Here is a 17,290-nt window from a genome sequence, read left to right on the forward strand (position 1 = left end):
AATTACAAAGCATTGTATATTTCTATTAAACGACCCTTTGCCCTGTTCAAGCGCATCTTGATAGCGCTGTTCCCTAATTCGAGCACTTCCTGAATTTCCTTTATTGTCAAGTCGTCTTGGTACTTCATCATCAATATCATTTTATCGCTTGGGTCTATCAACTTTAATGCTTTTGATAAATTTTCAGATTTCATTTGGTAAATCTGCTTATCATCAATTTCATCGTATTCATCAGTGTTTGGGGGGATTTCATCTGTCAAGACAAACTTTTCATTTCGTTTCTTTTTATTGCGCTGTATGTAATTCACACAAAAATTATATGTAAAGGAATACAGCCATGTAGAAAATTTAGATTTTCCTTTAAAGGTCTTTAGTTTTAAAAATAAGTGTATAAAAACATCGTGCGTTACATCTTGGGCTTCTTCTTTGTCACGGGTAAAACTCAGGCACTTATTATATACAAGGTCCGAGTACCTGTCGTACAAAACAGCAAAGAGATGTGCGTCGTTGGTCGCAACAATCTTCGCTACAAGTTGTTCATCACTACTTTTATTATCACTCTCAAATTTCGTCAAAATTGTAAGAAATTTACGGTAAAAAACCGGTGTCATCCCTTTAGACACACCAAGGATAAAAAAGTCACACGATTTTTAATAAAAATCTCCTTTTTGTAAAATTCGGGCTTTTTCAATCTTTGTTTTTAAAATTTTTTCACTGTATTTCCTCTAAATTTACAGATTTTTCAAACATCATATTGAATTATTATTCATAATAAAAAATTTATATTCAACTAAATAACAATTACTTACAACTTATATTGCTTCAACTGAAAGATTTTTTACGGAAAGTAATAGCATCTATGCTCTTTTTTGTTTGACAGGCCTTTTTTTAAAAAATTCAAACAGAAGAATACTTGTATACAACAATGAAAAACAATAAAAAATGTCTTCTATAGGAATAGCCCCCAAACGAATCCCCAGATTTTCTTCATTATTGTAATAAACAATGGGCATTTCTGTAAACAGCCCGGTCAACCAGGAATTGACTATGAAAAAAGGAATTAAAATAACAAGAAAGGAAAGTACGTAACGATTGAAACTATGAAATTTATATATTATTTGAAGTAATATTAACAGGGCGAAAAGACCAAAGCTGCAAAAAGTATATATTTTTTCACTATTAAAAACGGTTATTGTCAATGCCATAACAAACAGGGAATATGCAACATACCGTGCAGATACTTTGCCCAAGCGTGGAGATGGGAAAAAAAACAACAGGGCATAATGTATAAAATTGCTTGCATAGGGAATGAGCAGAAAGAAAAGCCATTCCTCCACGGGAAGGTAAAAAATAGTCAGTCCGGTTAAATAGGTGTCGTTAAAGCCCCATACTTTTGCAATGGTAAAATAAATGTCCCATGCTATAAAAAACAATCCCGCAATAATTATTGACAAGAAATAAGGCTTCCAATATTTAATAAAATAGAGGCGTTTTTTTTCAAAACTGTATAAAAAAGGCACTACAAAGCTTAAAGTCACCAATAGTAAATATAAAAACCTTTCCACTATATTTTAAAGTATTTTCTTGGAACATACAACATGCCAAAACACTCTCCAGACTCTTTCCCTAAATGCTTATGGTGTATTTTATGTGCTTTTCTCAAACCCCTTAAGTATTTATTTTTTGTGTTTTTAAACCATTTAAACCGCTGATGTATAAGCACATCGTGGACCAAGAAATAAGCAATTCCGTACATAAGGATTCCAAGGCCGATAAAAAAAAGTACGTTTAATCCATTATAGGCTCCAAAATAAAAAAGTAAGATGCTGGGAGTGGCAAAAATTACAAAAAAGAAATCGTTCTTCTCAAAAACGTGCGGGTATCCTGGCCGGTGATGGTCTTCGTGAAAATACCACATGAACCCATGCATGACATACTTGTGCGTACACCATGTAACTGCTTCCATAAAACAGAAAACCAAAACGGTAACCAATGGATATACTAAAAGGCTCATATTTCTATATTTAAACGCTTGTGCATATATATTTTAGAAAACAACAACGCCTTTTCGAAGTTGTTTACCCGTATTCGCTTTTTAAAAAGCTGCTCGGAGTCGGTTTTTTTTATTTTATTAAATAGGTTTGAGTAATAAAGATACGCAAGATACACGGCAAAACGGGAAGAAAGTGGCAACTTTTTAATCCCTTTTATTGCTTCCTGAAAGTCTTTTTTAATATCTTCTTCAATTTGCATTTTATCTTCGAGCGTAAACTGCGTAAAGTCAACATTTGGAAAGTAAGTCCTGTTTAGTTGATGAAAATCTGAACTGATGTCCCTTAAAAAATTGACTTTTTGCAGTGCGGCGCCGAAACTTTGCGCATACGGCTTTAATTTATTGTAATCTGCTTCATTACCTTTTAAAAAAACATTTAAGCACATTAAACCAACCACTTCTGCCGACCCATAAATATATTTTTTATACGCCTGGGAGTTTAGGTTTTTCATCTCCCCCAGGTCCATGTACATAGATTCTACAAAGGTATCTACCAAATCCTGCGGTATCTTGCAAGTTTTCTGGGTATTGCAAAATGCATTTAAAACAGGGTTCATCGATATTCCTTCGTTTAAGGCCAAATGGTAATCGGCAACAAACCGGTCCAACAGCTTCCTTCTGTCGTGTTCGTGAAAAGTATCTACTATTTCATCGGCAAAGCGCACAAAACCATAAATATTATATATGTTTTCGCGAATATCGGGTGTAAGGAACATTATTGACCGCGAGAACGACGTGCTGTACTTTTTGGTTACCATTCTACTTGTTTCCAAGCATACCTTTTGGTATAGTTTGTAGTTGGTTGTCATATTTTGTGTTTTACTATATAATCGCTCACTATTTTTCCTGAAATCAATGCCGGCGGCACTCCAGGTCCGGGAACCGTTAACTGCCCGGTATAAAAAAGGTTCTTTACTTTTTTGTTTCTAATGCCCGGCCTAAGCACCGATGTTTGCCTCAAGGTATTGGCCAGTCCATAGGCATTTCCCTTGTACGAATTGTACCTCGACTTAAAATCGTTTACCCCAAACGCCTTTTTATACACGATTCTATTGGCAATACGCTCGCCCGTACACTTTTCAAACCGCTCCATGATGATGTTAAAGTACCTATCGTGCATTTCCTTTGTATCATTTATGTCTACGGCTATTGGAATTAAAAAAAAGGCGGTCGACAGTCCATCTGGTGCCAATGTTTCATCGGTAATTGATGGAAAATTTGCATAAAACAATGGATTGTCGGGCAGGGTTTTCTTATCATAAATAGCTTCGGCATGCTTTTTAAAGTCGGTATCAAAAAAAAGGTTATGATGTCCAACGCTCTCAACACCCCCTTTAAAACCTACATAATACAAAAATGCAGAGGGGGCAAATGTTTTCTTTTCCCAATAAGCCGCGTTGTAATTACGAAATTTTTCAGCAAGCAGTTTTTCTGTATGGAAATAATCTGCCCCCGAAACAACAATCCCTGGCGCATATTCCTCCTTTTGGGTAATCACTTTGGTAACCTTTCTATTTTCAACATATATACTTTTTACTTCTTCATTGGTTTTAAAAACCACTCCCAACGAAGTCGCCAGCGTTTCCATCCCTTTAACCACACCATTCATCCCGTGTTTTGGGTACCAGGTACCGCCTCCAAAGTCGGCATAGTTCATAAAATTATAAAAGGCGGGGGTATTTTTGGGTTTTGCCCCTAAAAACAATACCGGAAATTCCAAAATGCTTTGTAAATGCCGGTTTTTTGTTATTTTTTTTACTTCTGAAGTTATACTGGACACAAACAAATTTAGCCTCATCATTGTTTTTGGGGTAATTAACTCCGTTATAGAAATCCCGGGCCGGTATATCAGATCTTCCATTGCAATTTTATAATTTTCCTTTGCCCGATTTATAAATTTACTGAGCTTTTCCCCGCTTCCCGGGTCTATTTCATCAAAGGTCTTGCATATTTTTTTAAGATCGTTGGCTATTTCAATACAATTTCCTCCTTCAAAAAACACATTGTAAGCCGGTGAGAGTTTTATGAGTTCGTAATAATCGGATACCTTTTTGCCGAAATCATTGAAAAACCGTTCAAATATATCGGGCATCCAATACCAAGAAGGTCCCATATCAAATTTAAAGCCTTCCGCCTCCAGAATAGAAGCCCTTCCACCAATTTGCTCGTTTTTTTCCAGTACGGTTACCTGTTTGCCAGCCTTTTGCAGGTAACATGCCACCGATAGGGACGAAAATCCGGAGCCTATAACAATTACTTCTTTCATGGGCTTGTAACATTTATAAATACCGATATATATTGAAAGTTTACAATCATTCTATTTATTTTGTTTAATAAATTGAAGTATAAAGTTAAACATAATATTCAATTTTTCATATTATCATTTCATTAAAATTCAGTTATTTATAAAAAACCTTCTTCTTCCCGCATTATTATTTAAAATGTTTTCTTGTAGTGTATGTGAGAATTAACTATCTTTCATCTGATATTAATCCTACAAAAACCCCAATGCTGTAGTTGTCCCCTTCCCCCAAATATGACTTAACTCTCCATTTTATATGAACATTAAATGCTTTATCGGTACTATCGTTTTCTTTTGCTGTATTTCCTTGGTCAATGCACAGGGGATTTCGGTAGAAAACAGCCTCCCTGTCGAAGATTTAATCGAGCAGCACTTTATTCAAGGCTGTGTGGAGATTAGCAATGTAAGCACTCCCGTAAACGGATCGGTAAACAATATAAGCAGTTATGGTTATTTTGAAAAACAGAATGCTGCTTTTCCGTTTGATAACGGTATTGTAATTACTTCTGGCAACATTAACGATATTGGGGACAATTTTAACAACGAACTTTTAAGTGCCGGAGAAAACACATGGGGTAGTGATGCCGATTTAGAACTGGCAACGGGGGTTTCCAATACGCTCAATGCCACAACCATAGAGTTTGAATTTATTGCAGGGACAAACACGCTTAGTTTTAATTATCTTTTGGCTTCTGAAGAATATTCCAATGATTTTCCATGTAGGTTTTCCGATAGTTTTGCCTTTCTGATAAAACCTGCCGATAATTCTGAACCCTATACCAACATTGCCGTAATCCCGGGGACCGACATCCCTATTTCCACGACCACCATACACCAGGAAATTGTTGGCTTTTGCGATGCTGAAAACGAAGAATACTTTGCCGGTTACAACATGGGAGATACAAACTTTAACGGTCGCACCGTTCCATTAACCGCAACCGCATCTATCGAGCCCAACCGCCGTTACCGGATTAAACTTATTGTAGCCGACCAAAGGGATGCCCTGTCCGACTCGGCCATATTCCTTCAAGGCAATAGCTTCAATACCGAGGTGTCCTTGGGCCCCGATATTAGCACCTGTGCTTCTTCCATAACCTTAAATGCCAATGTAAATAATCCCGACGCATCATATACATGGTTTTTAAATGGCAATCAACTTCAGCAAACTACTTCTTCCATTGTGGCCACAGAGCCAGGAGGTAACTATCGAGTTGTTGCAACCATCCCCCTGGGAAACGATGTATGCACAACCGAAGATAGCATTGAAGTTTCCTTGAGTGCCGAGCAAAATTCTACTCCCCTAACCTCATATGAGCTATGTGATAACGATAACGACACTACCGAAAGCTTTGACCTTTCAATAAAAAACGAAGAAATCCTGCAATCGGTGGGGAATTCGGGAGATTATACCATTACTTATTATGTATCTGAAGATGATGCACAGAACAATACCAATGCACAAACAACCATTACCAATACTTCCAATCCGCAAACGGTATATGTAAGGATTGAAGAAAATACAAATGGATGTTTGGCCTATAATCAATTCGATTTAATTGTAAACCCCTTACCCGATATAAAAACCAATGTAACTTTATCGCAATGCGATACCGGTTTAATAGGGTACGAAGAATTTAACCTTGGCGACGCGACCGAAGATATATTGAACGGGGAAACAGGAATGCTTATCACCTATCATGCAACCGAGCAGGAAGCCAATTCGGGTATCAATCCGCTCGATTATGTATACAGTAGTTATAACGGGACCGAAACGGTATATGCAAGGGTACGCAACCCACAAACGGGCTGTTACTCGGTAGCCCCGCTCACCCTCCGCATTGTAAGCGGGCCCATTTTGGGGGCTTCAACCATAAGCGTAGATGCCTGCGACCCCGACCATGACGGAAGGGCCACCTTTAACCTTGTGGAAGAAGCCTCCCCTTTGCTAGAAAACCTTACCGATGTTTCCGTGAGTTATCACCTTAGTAGTAATGATGCCCTCAATGGCACCAATCCCATTACCAACACGACAAATTTTGAGAACACAAACCCTTTTGAGCAGGTTATTTACATAAGGTTTACCAACAATACCTCAAGTTGTGTTACACTTGGTTATTTAAGATTGTTTACCAACCGTTTGTTGAGCGATACCGATCTTTCTCCTTATTATTTGTGCGATGACGGCACCAATGATGGCATTGTTCCCTTCGATTTATTGGAATTGGAGACCAGAATAGCAGCTTCCATCCCCGATGTAACGGTTACGTACTATTTATCTGAAAATAACCGCCTGAACAATGTAAACCCGTTGGACAAAACAGCCCCCTTTAACAACACAAGCAACCCGCAAATATTGTACATCCGTATAGACGACCCAAATTGTAGCGAACTCGAAACCATCGAGATAGGCGTAAACCCAAATATTGACGTTCCAAACGTTGCAAGGCAAACTGTTTGCGATACAAACCAAGACGGAAGTACTGTTATCAACCTTAATCAGTACGACGAGCTATATACGGGAGGCGACCCCGACCTTTACGTGGAGTATTTCCTTACGGAAGAAGATGCAGAGGGTTTTACCAACTTTGTTCCCGAAAAGGCAACCTTTACCAATACATCAAATCCGCAAACTTTATATGCCCGGCTTACCTATGGCCCTACCGGATGCTCCAACATAGGAAGCTTTGAAATAGAAGTGTTGCCGGCACCCACCTACAATATCCCTGCCGATTATTTGGTTTGCGATAATAATACCGATGGCGTATCTACGGTTGACTTAACCTCTAAAATTCCCGAAATAACAATAGGCACCAATAACAAGCAAGTAACTTTTTATACAAGATTGCCCGATGCAAACGAAGCAATCAACCCGATTGCCTCACCAAATAGTTACACAACGGCTACTGCAACTATTTTTGCACGCGTAGAAAGCACACAAACAGGATGCGCCTCCATTGTACCTTTCAAGGTTATAATTAGTGTGTTGCCTTCCTTGGAAAATATTAGTACATATCAATATTGCGAGGCCAACAACGATGCCAATGGGGAATTTATCTTCAATACAAAGGATGCAGACATACTAAACGGTCAAACAGGCTATCAGGTACTTTATTACGAAACCATGGCAGATGCCAACAGCCGTACCAATACCATAAACAAAACCGTGGCATACAACAATACTTCAAATCCGCAAACAATTTATGCACGTGTAGAGAGTGTAAACAATCAAGATTGTTTTGATGTGGCATCTTTTGCTATCTCGGTTAACGAAAGTCCCGGGTACAATGCCCCGACCGACTTGTTTACCTGTGACGATATCTCCAACAATGGCCAAGAATTGTTTAACCTAGCCCCAGTAGCCCAACAAATACAGGCCGGACACCCGGAAATAAGCTCCTTGAGCTTTCACTACTCCATAAATGATGCGCAAACCGATACAGATCCCCTGCCCAACGATTATACCAACATAGACAACCCGCAAACCATCTTCACCCGTGTTGAAAGTACCAACGGATGCTATGAAATTGTAGAATTTGAACTGAATGTTATCATTGTTGGCCTGGTAAATCAACCCGACCCTGTAATTGGTTGTGACAATGATTATAATGGCAGCACTGTTTTCGACCTTACCAGTGACAACATTAATGTATTGGGCATCCGTCAAGAAGATGTGGTGTTAGGTTATTTTGAAAACGAGAACGATGCAGAAAACAACACAGATCCCATTGCCGTGCCCGAAGCATATGTTAACACGACCAACCCGCAAACAGTGTATGTTAGGGCAACGAATACCATTTCTAATTGTTACCTGGTTGTGCCGTTGGAACTTCAGGTAGCACTGCCCCCCACCTTAAGTACATTTGGCACCATGATGTACTGCTCTACCGACAATGGCACCATAGATCTTACGGCCATGAACAATAGCCTCTACCAAGTACCTTCGGAAGTGGATATTGCCTATTTTTCTACCGAAACCGATGCCCAGAACAATACCAACGTGCTTAATAACGGGTTTACCTATCCCGGCAGCTATTTTACCTTGTTTGCAAGGGTAACTTACAAAGAAACCGGCTGTTTTGTAACCACGCCGGTCAACATTGAGATAAACAGAAGTCCCGAAGCCACAACACCGCCCGACTTACGGGTTTGTACAGACGATTTCTCTTATATTTTTAACCTCGCACCGCAAACTCCCATAATTATGGGAAATGAAACCCCTGCAAACCATAAAATAACCTATTATCACGACCAGCAAGATGCCGACATGGCCGCAAATGCACTTTCTACTGAAGAAGTTTTAAGTTTTGAAGCCATTAACGGCGATGAAATCTTTGCCAGATTGGAAGATCTTCAAACTGGATGTTACGATATTGCTTCATTTAACATCTATCTAGACCCATTTCCTCTTATTCCCATAGAAGATACCCTTACCCAATGCATCAATACCCCAAACATTATGGTAAATGCTTCAACAGGAAATACAAACGAAACATATCTTTGGTCCACGGGAGCCACTACGCCATCTATTACCATCCCATCCATTGGAAATTACTGGGTTACGGTAACTTCAGAATACAATTGCAGTACCACAAAGGACTTTACCGTAATAGAATCTCAACAAGCCAGCATTCTAGCGGTAGAAACCGTGAGTTTTACCGAAAACAATAGTATTACGGTAACGGTTAGCGGGGTTGGGGATTATCTTTTTGTATTGAATAACGGAACGCCCCAAGAGGAAAACACCTTTACGAATGTTCCAATAGGCTACCATACAATTATGGTTATAGATCGAAATGGTTGCGAAACGGCCGTTGAACAAAACGTACTGGTTTTGGGCTTTCCAAAGTTCTTTACTCCAAATGGAGATGGCGTTTACGATACCTGGCACATTGCAGGGGCACAAACCATACCCAATTCTACGGTAAGGATCTTTGACCGTTATGGAAAATTATTAACGGTACTCGATGCCGATGGCCCCGGCTGGGACGGCACCTATAACGGAAAGCATATGCCACAGGACGACTATTGGTTTAATGCCGATGTAATAGGTATGGACAAACCATTTGTGGCTAAAGGGCATTTTAGCTTGGTTAGGGAATAGTTTTTGGCTTTTACCCTATTGCAATGGTACCTTTTTCTTCTGCATAGCCTTTTTTTGACTTGCAGGTGTATTTTTTAGCCTAAAAAAGCTATAAAGTTGATAACACCTTATTGTGTAATGGGCATTTTAGCTATGAACGTTCGGGGTTAAGGCATTCTTCATAAAAGGAAAAAGACCTTTAAACCATGATTAATCGGGCTTGTTTACACGATAGGTTTTATTCCTATTGGTAATTACATTTTTAACCCTCACTTTTATAATTGCTTCCGTAGAAATATTGTCTGGATTACATACATATGCTGTATTTTTTAGCACCACCTTATATATATAACCTTCCATGGAAAAAGAAGCTTCTTTAATGGTTAGCGTGTTTGTGTTGGTATTTGCATAAGTATCGTCATTGGTTAAATTGGCATAAGTTATGCCGCCATCGGTGCTTAACTGCCATTGATAACCGGTGGTATGGGCTGCATTTATGCTCAGGGTGCCTGGATATCCATCAAAAAGGGTTGTGTTTTGTGGTTGTACCAAAATATTGGGTTGCCCTCCGGGAGTTCTATAATCAAAAGTGCCATTAGTGTCGAGATCTGCGGGAACGGAATATCCCCCTTGTGCCAAAACTACGCCCGAAGCATTAACCGAAAGCGGTGCACTTCCTAACAGCCCATCAGAATCATCATCGTTAAACCCGGCTTCTACAACATCGTTACATCCATCGGCATCACTGTCCAACGAAATATAATCGGGCAGGTTATCGGTATTAGAATCTGCAATATTATAATTTATATTCCCGCTATTTGCCTGGGAAGCCATTTGCACGCTATCGGGGATGCCGTCTGTACCAACAGTGCCCGCAACCCTTCCGCTGGTATTAATGGGTATACCGTGACCGGCCTCAACGGCATCGAATATGCCATCGTTATCGCTATCCAAATCGTGGCTGTTTGCAATCCCGTCCCCGTCGGTATCGACAGAAATACAGCCCGGGACAAAGCTGTTTTCGTTTACGGCAAAGAAAATCGGGTCGGCGCCACTGGATATTTCCAACCTGAACACAACGGCCTGGCTTATTTCGGCCTCGGTTAAATTAAATTCGGATAATTCTACCGCGGCAAGGCGTATTCCCTTCTGTGCATTTTTTTGGCTTTCTGTATCGTTTGGATTGTATTGGTCTACTATTGAATTACCGACCACGGGAATATTGTTCCAGTTTACCTCTACCCCATTCCCAAGGTAATTTCCATTGGCATCGAGCAGGTGGAGCCTATTGTAATTGGTACCGCTTAATAACATTGCGCCCTGGGTTAAAAGAATATCCATATTCCCATCGTCATAAGCATCGGCGACACTCCCACCGAGCCTAAAAGACCATGCATTCCCGATATTTGCAATGGTATAGGCCATATCGAGCCCTCTTTCGCCTTCGTATAAATAGGGGTTAAAAGGTATCCCGCCCGACGTTAACAAAGGTCCCTTTGCGTTGTTCAAGTCGCCATCTATGGCCCTCCCTTCCAACCGGATCCCGTTTGTAATCCGGGTAACTGGTTTAAGGGCCACCCAAGTAGTCTCTTCAACGGGGAGGTCTCCCGTACCATCGTTATCGGTATCGATCATGTCGAATTTTCCATTCGTATCAGTGTCCTTCATTCTTGGATTTGCAATACCGGCTCCGGTAGCATAGGTTTTTCCCATGGCCTTAAATGCCAAAAGCGTGGCATGGTCATCAAAAGAAACGGGGTTGATACTTGAAGTTGAAGACTGCCAATATCCTTTATAATCAGAATAAATAGCATCGACTACATTGCTTGAGGTCGTGGGTGCCGGCGGGGGACCGAAATTTCCCTTCACTTCGCATTCGTCTTCCCATAAGTCGGGGATTCCATCGTTGTCATCGTCTTTATCAATATCGTCCGTCAGGCCATCTCCGTCGGTATCAACAGGGGCTAGGACATAATTTTTATTTACCGTATTTGTATAAAGTTTGCTAAAACCGTAAATACTGCCTACCAAACCAAATACAACAAGGCAGGCAATTACTATTTTCTTTATGGGGGAATGGGGGCTGTAAAATAGCATTGATAAAATTTGTTTAAATCCCCACGAATGTATTTAATTATGCAGAAGATTAAAACATAATGTTGCCAATAACGCCATATTAGTGGTATGGAAAATATTGACAAGCATGCCCCCGGACAACATGTTGGATAATTCCGACAAAACGTAGGGCCGTACAATTTTTTTTAAAACCTGTCCATAAAAAAAGCCCGGATCTTCACCCGGGCTTCACGCACTAATATACTAAGATGTTAGGTTTATCGTAACCGATCAACAGATTTTACGAGATCTTCGTCCTTTTTAATGGCTCTGTTTGCCAACACTAAAAAAACGATAGAAACTACAGGTAGAAGCATCCCAATACCCTTCTCAGAAATATTAATTTCTCCGGATAAGATTAGCGACCGATAAACGAAAAATCCTAGTAAAAAAAGATTTAATATCATGTTCAATCTGTTCAACACAAATTGATTTTTTCTATTCTTAAACAAGAAAATAGTGATAAAAGCCAATATGGCCGAAGCTATAAACAGTGCCGAGTACAAAACATCGCTTTCGGCGTATACTGCTGCTCCGTTAGCATCTGTCCACAAATACACCCAAAACGGCAATGCACCGTTTACTATAACTACTAAAAGTAAATATATGGTTTGTATGCGCTGTAACACTTTTCTCTTTTTGTTTGGCAAAAATAATGTTCTTTTCTAAAAAATATGCTTGTTTATTAAAATAAATTTGTATTATTGCGTAGTCAATTCGAAACGAGTACTTTACTACGTTTGTTTTTGCACTTCAATAAAGATTTTCACGAAAAACTATCATTTTTCACCTCAAACCAATAATAATTATTTATTTAATCAATGTTTGAAATTTCAGATTTAAAAGCAAAAAAACTTGCTGAGTTGCATGAGATTGCCAAAGTAGCTGGTATCCCCAAATACAAATCTCTAAAAAAGAACGATTTAATATACCAAATATTAGATGTACAAGCAGCAAGCCCAAATGCGGTAGCTAATGAAAAGAATACCGCAAGCAATACCCAGCAGGGTCCAAAAAAACCTGCACAAAGGAAACGTACCAGAACTACCAAAAAAGTAGCAACCAACCCAACCGATTCTAGGGACAATACTTCCAAAACAAACACTTCTTCCCCAGATCAAACTACAAAAAACAAAACAGAAACTGCACCAAAAACCGAGCAGGCCCCAAAAGAAAGCTCAAAAAAGGAAGAACCTAAAAAAGAGGAACCTAAAAAGCAGTTTACACAAAAACACAACGATACCAAAAACAATAACGACACCAAAAATAACAAACCGCGCAAAGAGAACAGCAACACAAATTCCCAGCGCAACCAACAGCACCAGCAACAGCACAAAAAAAGCAATACGCCAAAAGACAAGGACAACTTTGACAAAGAGAAGAAAAACCGTTACAGAGAGCCCGATTTTGAATTTGACGGTATTGTGGAAAGTGAAGGCGTGCTGGATATTATGCAGGACGGTTATGGCTTTTTGAGAAGCAGTGATTACAATTACCTATCTTCCCCCGACGATATTTATGTATCGCAATCGCAAATTAGATTGTTTGGTTTAAAAACCGGGGATACCGTGAAGGGGACCGTTAGGCCTCCGAAAGAAGGAGAAAAATACTTCCCTTTAATTAAGGTGAACCAAATTAACGGACTGGATCCCCAAGTTGTAAGGGACCGTGTTTCTTTTGAACATCTTACGCCACTTTTTCCCAATGAAAAATTTAGGCTTGCCGAAAAACACAGTACTCTTTCAACAAGGATCGTAGATTTGTTTTCGCCTATCGGAAAAGGGCAACGTGGAATGATAGTTTCTCAGCCTAAAACAGGTAAAACCATGCTATTGAAAGATATAGCCAATGCTATTGCGGCCAATCATCCAGAAGTATATCAACTTATCTTATTAATTGATGAACGTCCAGAAGAGGTAACCGATATGCAACGCCACGTAAAAGGCGAAGTAATTGCCTCGACTTTTGACGAACCTGCGGACAGGCACGTAAAAGTTGCCAATATTGTGCTTGAAAAAGCCAAGCGTTTGGTAGAATGCGGCCATGACGTAGTGGTCCTTTTGGATTCCATTACCCGACTGGCAAGAGCATACAATACCGTACAGCCCGCTAGTGGCAAGGTACTTAGCGGTGGTGTAGATGCCAATGCCCTACACAAGCCCAAACGTTTCTTTGGAGCTGCCAGGAATATTGAAGGAGGCGGGTCTTTAACCATTATTGCCACTGCGCTGACCGATACCGGTTCTAAAATGGATGAAGTTATTTTTGAAGAATTTAAAGGTACCGGTAACATGGAACTTCAATTGGATAGACGTATTGCCAACAAACGTATTTTCCCTGCCATTGACCTTATTTCTTCTTCTACACGTCGTGACGATCTATTGTTGGATGAAAATTCAATTCAGCGTATGTGGATTATGCGCAAATACCTATCGGACATGAATCCTGTTGAAGCAATGGAATTTATGGAACAACGCATAAAAATGACCAAGGACAATGAAGAATTTTTGATGACCATGAATCAATAAAAAGATATAAAAGCATCATACATTCCAAAGAGGCTGCCCGAAAAGGCAGCCTCTTTTTTTTCGATATCGTTATAGGTTATAAGCTTGTTAATTAGCTGGTTATATTAAAAAAGTTTTTCTATTTTATAACAAATTCGGGAATTTATGACACTATTGACTTCAAAAAAAATAATCTCCCCCATTCTCTTTTTCGTGGTTTCGCTCGTTTTAAAATCTGGCGCGCACAGCTTTTTAAACTTCAATAAAGAAACCGAATACATAGTAGGCAAAATTAGTTCCATACTGTTAATCATAAGTATTGCATGGATACTTATTGCCATTTTAAAAGCATTAAAAAAAAGATATCTAAAGCGTTATAGCCTTGACATCGAAAACAATCTGGACGCCAGGAAACTATACACCCAATTCAATATTCTGGAACGCATTATTATTTTTATTATCGTACTTATTTCCATTGCCGCTATTTTAATGCTGTTTGATGGTGTGCGAAAGCTCGGGATAAGCTTGTTTGCTTCAGCAGGAGTAGCAGGGATAATTCTTGGCTTTGCGGCCCAAAAGGTTATAGGCACCATTCTTGCCGGTTTGCAAATAGCCATTGCACAGCCCATTCGCCTTGACGATGTATTGGTTGTTGAAGGCGAATGGGGATGGGTGGAAGAAATCACGCTTACATTTGTGGTTGTAAGGATTTGGGATAAACGCAGGTTGATTTTACCCACTACTTATTTTATTGAAACCCCTTTTCAGAATTGGACACGCACCAATGCCGACATCTTGGGTACCGTTTTTATTTATACGGACTACAATGTTCCTTTTGATGCTTTACGAAAAGAGTTTACCCGGCTTTTGGAAGGACACAATCTATGGGACGGCAAGGCCAATGTTCTACAAGTAACCGATTGTAAAGAAAATTATGTGGAAATAAGGGCATTGATGAGTGCCAAAAACTCTCCACAGGCATGGGATCTACGCGTTTATATCAGGGAAAAGTTAATCACGTTTATTCAACAAAATTATCCCGACAGCTTTGCAAAAACAAGGGTCATTGTTAATGATTTGCCCAAAACCGACATTGATACTTCTAAAATTTAGGCACTAATTAACATTATTATGCAGGAAGTTTTATAACTTTAATACATCCATGCGGGCTATATTGAGCACCGACAAGGACAAATTCCAACCATAGCATATGAATAAAGATCGCTTGAGCCCTGCATTGACCCGCCAATTGTTTATGCTTACCACTATTATAGTTTTAGGCTACCTAATTGCAAAAGAAATGGTTCCCTATCTATCTGGTATTCTAGGCGCCATTACAATTTATGTGATTTTTAAAAAGTTCATGATAAAACTTGTGAACAAAGGCTTTAAGCAATGGATTTCAGCAGCCATTGTAATTGTTCTTTCCATGTTCATCATTGTAATTCCTATTTCCTTAATTATACTTTTACTTTCCTCTAAAATTCAAAAAGCCGCTTCAAATTCAGAAGAACTCACAACAATAGTAAAGTCGAAATTGGATCAAATTGAAGGTTATATCGGCATTGATTTCCTTTCTCAAATAAACACAAAAGATATTACATCGTGGGTTTCGGACCAAATACAGGGATTGGTCGGTTCTACGTTTGATACTGTTATTGCCGTTACCATTATGTATTTTATATTGTATTTTATGCTGATAAATGCAAAAAAATTGCAATCTATTTTTTTGGAATATATCCCGCTGAGCGATAAAAACATAGCGGTTATTTCTAAAGAAAGTTCCGATATTGTAAAATCTAATGCAATAGGCATTCCTTTGGTAGCATTTATGCAAGGTATCGTAGCTTTAATCGGATATTATATCTTTGGCGTAAAGGACCCTTTGTTTTGGTTTGTTGTAACTGTGGTAGGGTCTATGATACCATTTATAGGAACGGCATTGGGGATTGTTCCCGTAACTATTTTATTGTTATCTCAAGGAGAAAATTGGCAAGCTATAGGTTTATTAATTTATGGTATTGCAGTTGTGGGCTCTACCGACAACGTATTTAGGGTTATTGTACAAAACCGATTGGCAAACCTGCACCCGCTCATTACCCTTATTGGAGTTATAATTGGTGTTCCCTTGTTTGGCTTTATAGGCCTTATTTTTGGCCCGTTGCTTTTAAGCCTCTTTTTGCTCTTGGTAAAAATTTATAAAAACGAATACGGAAGCTCATAATCAACAATGCCCCAATTTATCATCGAGGCATTGCTATCTTGAATTTTAATTTCCGTTTTTTGCCCTGTGGCGTTCTCTTGCCAACAGTGTGTTTTTTAAAAGCATTGCAATAGTCATGGGTCCTACGCCACCGGGTACCGGTGTAATATAACTTGCCTTTTTGCTTACGTTTTCGAAATCCACATCTCCGGTAATCTTATACCCACGTGGTGCGTCTTCATCGGGAACACGCGTAATCCCCACATCAATTACAACCACATCGTCTTTTACCATTTCGGCTTTTAGATAATTGGGCTGCCCCAATGCGGTAATAATAATGTCGGCTTGCGATGTTATTTGCGTAATATTTTTGGTATGGCTATGTGTTAGGGTAACTGTAGAGTTTCCCGGAAATCCTTTTCGCCCCATTAAAATACTCATGGGACGGCCCACAATATGCGAACGCCCAATCACTACCGTATGCTTTCCTTTGGTTTCTACATTATACCGCTCCAACAATTCTAAAATACCAAATGGCGTAGCCGGAATAAAAGTACTCATATCCAATGCCATTTTACCAAAATTTGCCGGATGGAAACCATCAACATCTTTATCGGGATCGATGGCCATTAGTACTTTTTGTTCATTGATTTGTTCCGGGAGTGGAAGCTGAACAATAAAACCGTCGATATCCTGATTTTTATTAAGTTCTTCAATTTTTTTAAGCAATTCCAGTTCACTTGTTGTGCTTGGCATTTTTACCAAAGTGGATTCGAAACCTACACGCTCGCAAGATTTTACCTTGCTCCCCACATACGTAAGGCTGGCGCCATCGTTTCCAACAAGTACAGCGGCCAAATGAGGGACTTTCTCCCCATTTTTCTTCATTTTATCAACCTCAACTGTAATTTCGTCTTTTATTTGATTGGATATTTTCTTTCCGTCTAGAATTTCCATTTTATGGTTTTTTACTGAATGTTGTTTAGTTTTTTAGTTCAAGGGTTCCAAGTTCAAGGTTCAAGATTTAAGG

12 protein-coding genes are annotated in these 17,290 nt (G+C 39.3%); 4 read left to right on the forward strand and 8 right to left on the reverse strand.

Annotation, left to right across the window (positions count from 1 at the left end):
- Nucleotides 1–2 precede the first annotated feature (2 nt).
- The 5 genes from UXI14_RS02415 to crtI all read right to left on the reverse strand — a co-directional run bounded on the left by UXI14_RS02415 (nucleotide 3) and on the right by crtI (nucleotide 4,319).
- The gene (locus tag UXI14_RS02415; protein ID WP_335964656.1) at nucleotides 3–575 is read right to left on the reverse strand and encodes a sigma-70 family RNA polymerase sigma factor; all 573 of its coding nucleotides are present in this window, start codon (nucleotides 573–575) and stop codon (nucleotides 3–5) included.
- A gap of 282 nt (nucleotides 576–857) precedes the next feature.
- The gene (locus UXI14_RS02420; RefSeq protein ID WP_335964658.1) at nucleotides 858–1,565 is read right to left on the reverse strand and encodes a lycopene cyclase domain-containing protein; all 708 of its coding nucleotides are present in this window, start codon (nucleotides 1,563–1,565) and stop codon (nucleotides 858–860) included.
- A complete protein-coding gene (locus tag UXI14_RS02425) occupies nucleotides 1,565–2,014 on the reverse strand; it encodes a beta-carotene hydroxylase (RefSeq protein WP_335964659.1) in 450 nt (149 codons plus the stop codon). The genes UXI14_RS02420 and UXI14_RS02425 overlap by 1 nt, the downstream gene beginning before the upstream one ends.
- Nucleotides 2,011–2,862 (reverse strand): phytoene/squalene synthase family protein, encoded by an 852-nt coding sequence (locus UXI14_RS02430; RefSeq protein ID WP_335964660.1) that lies wholly within the window; start codon nucleotides 2,860–2,862, stop codon nucleotides 2,011–2,013. Before UXI14_RS02430 ends, UXI14_RS02425 begins: the two co-directional genes overlap by 4 nt.
- Nucleotides 2,859–4,319 (reverse strand): phytoene desaturase family protein, encoded by a 1,461-nt coding sequence (gene crtI / locus UXI14_RS02435; protein ID WP_335964662.1) that lies wholly within the window; start codon nucleotides 4,317–4,319, stop codon nucleotides 2,859–2,861. Before crtI ends, UXI14_RS02430 begins: the two co-directional genes overlap by 4 nt.
- Before the next feature lie 292 nt (nucleotides 4,320–4,611).
- Here crtI and UXI14_RS02440 point away from each other — a divergent pair, with 292 nt between their 5' ends.
- A complete protein-coding gene (locus UXI14_RS02440; RefSeq protein ID WP_335964663.1) occupies nucleotides 4,612–9,456 on the forward strand; it encodes a choice-of-anchor L domain-containing protein in 4,845 nt (1,614 codons plus the stop codon).
- Between the two features lie 189 nt (nucleotides 9,457–9,645).
- Here UXI14_RS02440 and UXI14_RS02445 read toward each other — a convergent pair whose 3' ends face one another.
- A complete protein-coding gene (locus UXI14_RS02445; protein ID WP_335964664.1) occupies nucleotides 9,646–11,532 on the reverse strand; it encodes a hypothetical protein in 1,887 nt (628 codons plus the stop codon).
- Between the two features lie 236 nt (nucleotides 11,533–11,768).
- Entirely contained in the window at nucleotides 11,769–12,179 is a 411-nt protein-coding gene (locus tag UXI14_RS02450) for a DUF4293 domain-containing protein (protein ID WP_335964726.1), read from the reverse strand.
- A 192-nt stretch (nucleotides 12,180–12,371) separates the two neighbouring features.
- Here UXI14_RS02450 and rho point away from each other — a divergent pair, with 192 nt between their 5' ends.
- The 3 genes from rho to UXI14_RS02465 all read left to right on the forward strand — a co-directional run bounded on the left by rho (nucleotide 12,372) and on the right by UXI14_RS02465 (nucleotide 16,281).
- Nucleotides 12,372–14,078, forward strand: coding sequence for a transcription termination factor Rho (gene rho, locus UXI14_RS02455; protein ID WP_335964665.1), 1,707 nt, complete (start codon nucleotides 12,372–12,374; stop codon nucleotides 14,076–14,078).
- Between the two features lie 144 nt (nucleotides 14,079–14,222).
- A complete protein-coding gene (locus UXI14_RS02460; protein ID WP_335964666.1) occupies nucleotides 14,223–15,170 on the forward strand; it encodes a mechanosensitive ion channel domain-containing protein in 948 nt (315 codons plus the stop codon).
- Between the two features lie 97 nt (nucleotides 15,171–15,267).
- Entirely contained in the window at nucleotides 15,268–16,281 is a 1,014-nt protein-coding gene (locus tag UXI14_RS02465; RefSeq protein WP_335964667.1) for an AI-2E family transporter, read from the forward strand.
- 45 nt (nucleotides 16,282–16,326) lie between these two features.
- Here UXI14_RS02465 and UXI14_RS02470 read toward each other — a convergent pair whose 3' ends face one another.
- On the reverse strand, nucleotides 16,327–17,217 hold the full coding sequence (locus tag UXI14_RS02470; protein ID WP_335964668.1) for a tetrahydrofolate dehydrogenase/cyclohydrolase catalytic domain-containing protein: 891 nt from the start codon (nucleotides 17,215–17,217) through the stop codon (nucleotides 16,327–16,329).
- Nucleotides 17,218–17,290 lie beyond the last annotated feature (73 nt).

Source organism: Galbibacter sp. PAP.153 (assembly GCF_037029175.1).
GTDB classification, from domain to species: domain Bacteria; phylum Bacteroidota; class Bacteroidia; order Flavobacteriales; family Flavobacteriaceae; genus Galbibacter; species Galbibacter pacificus.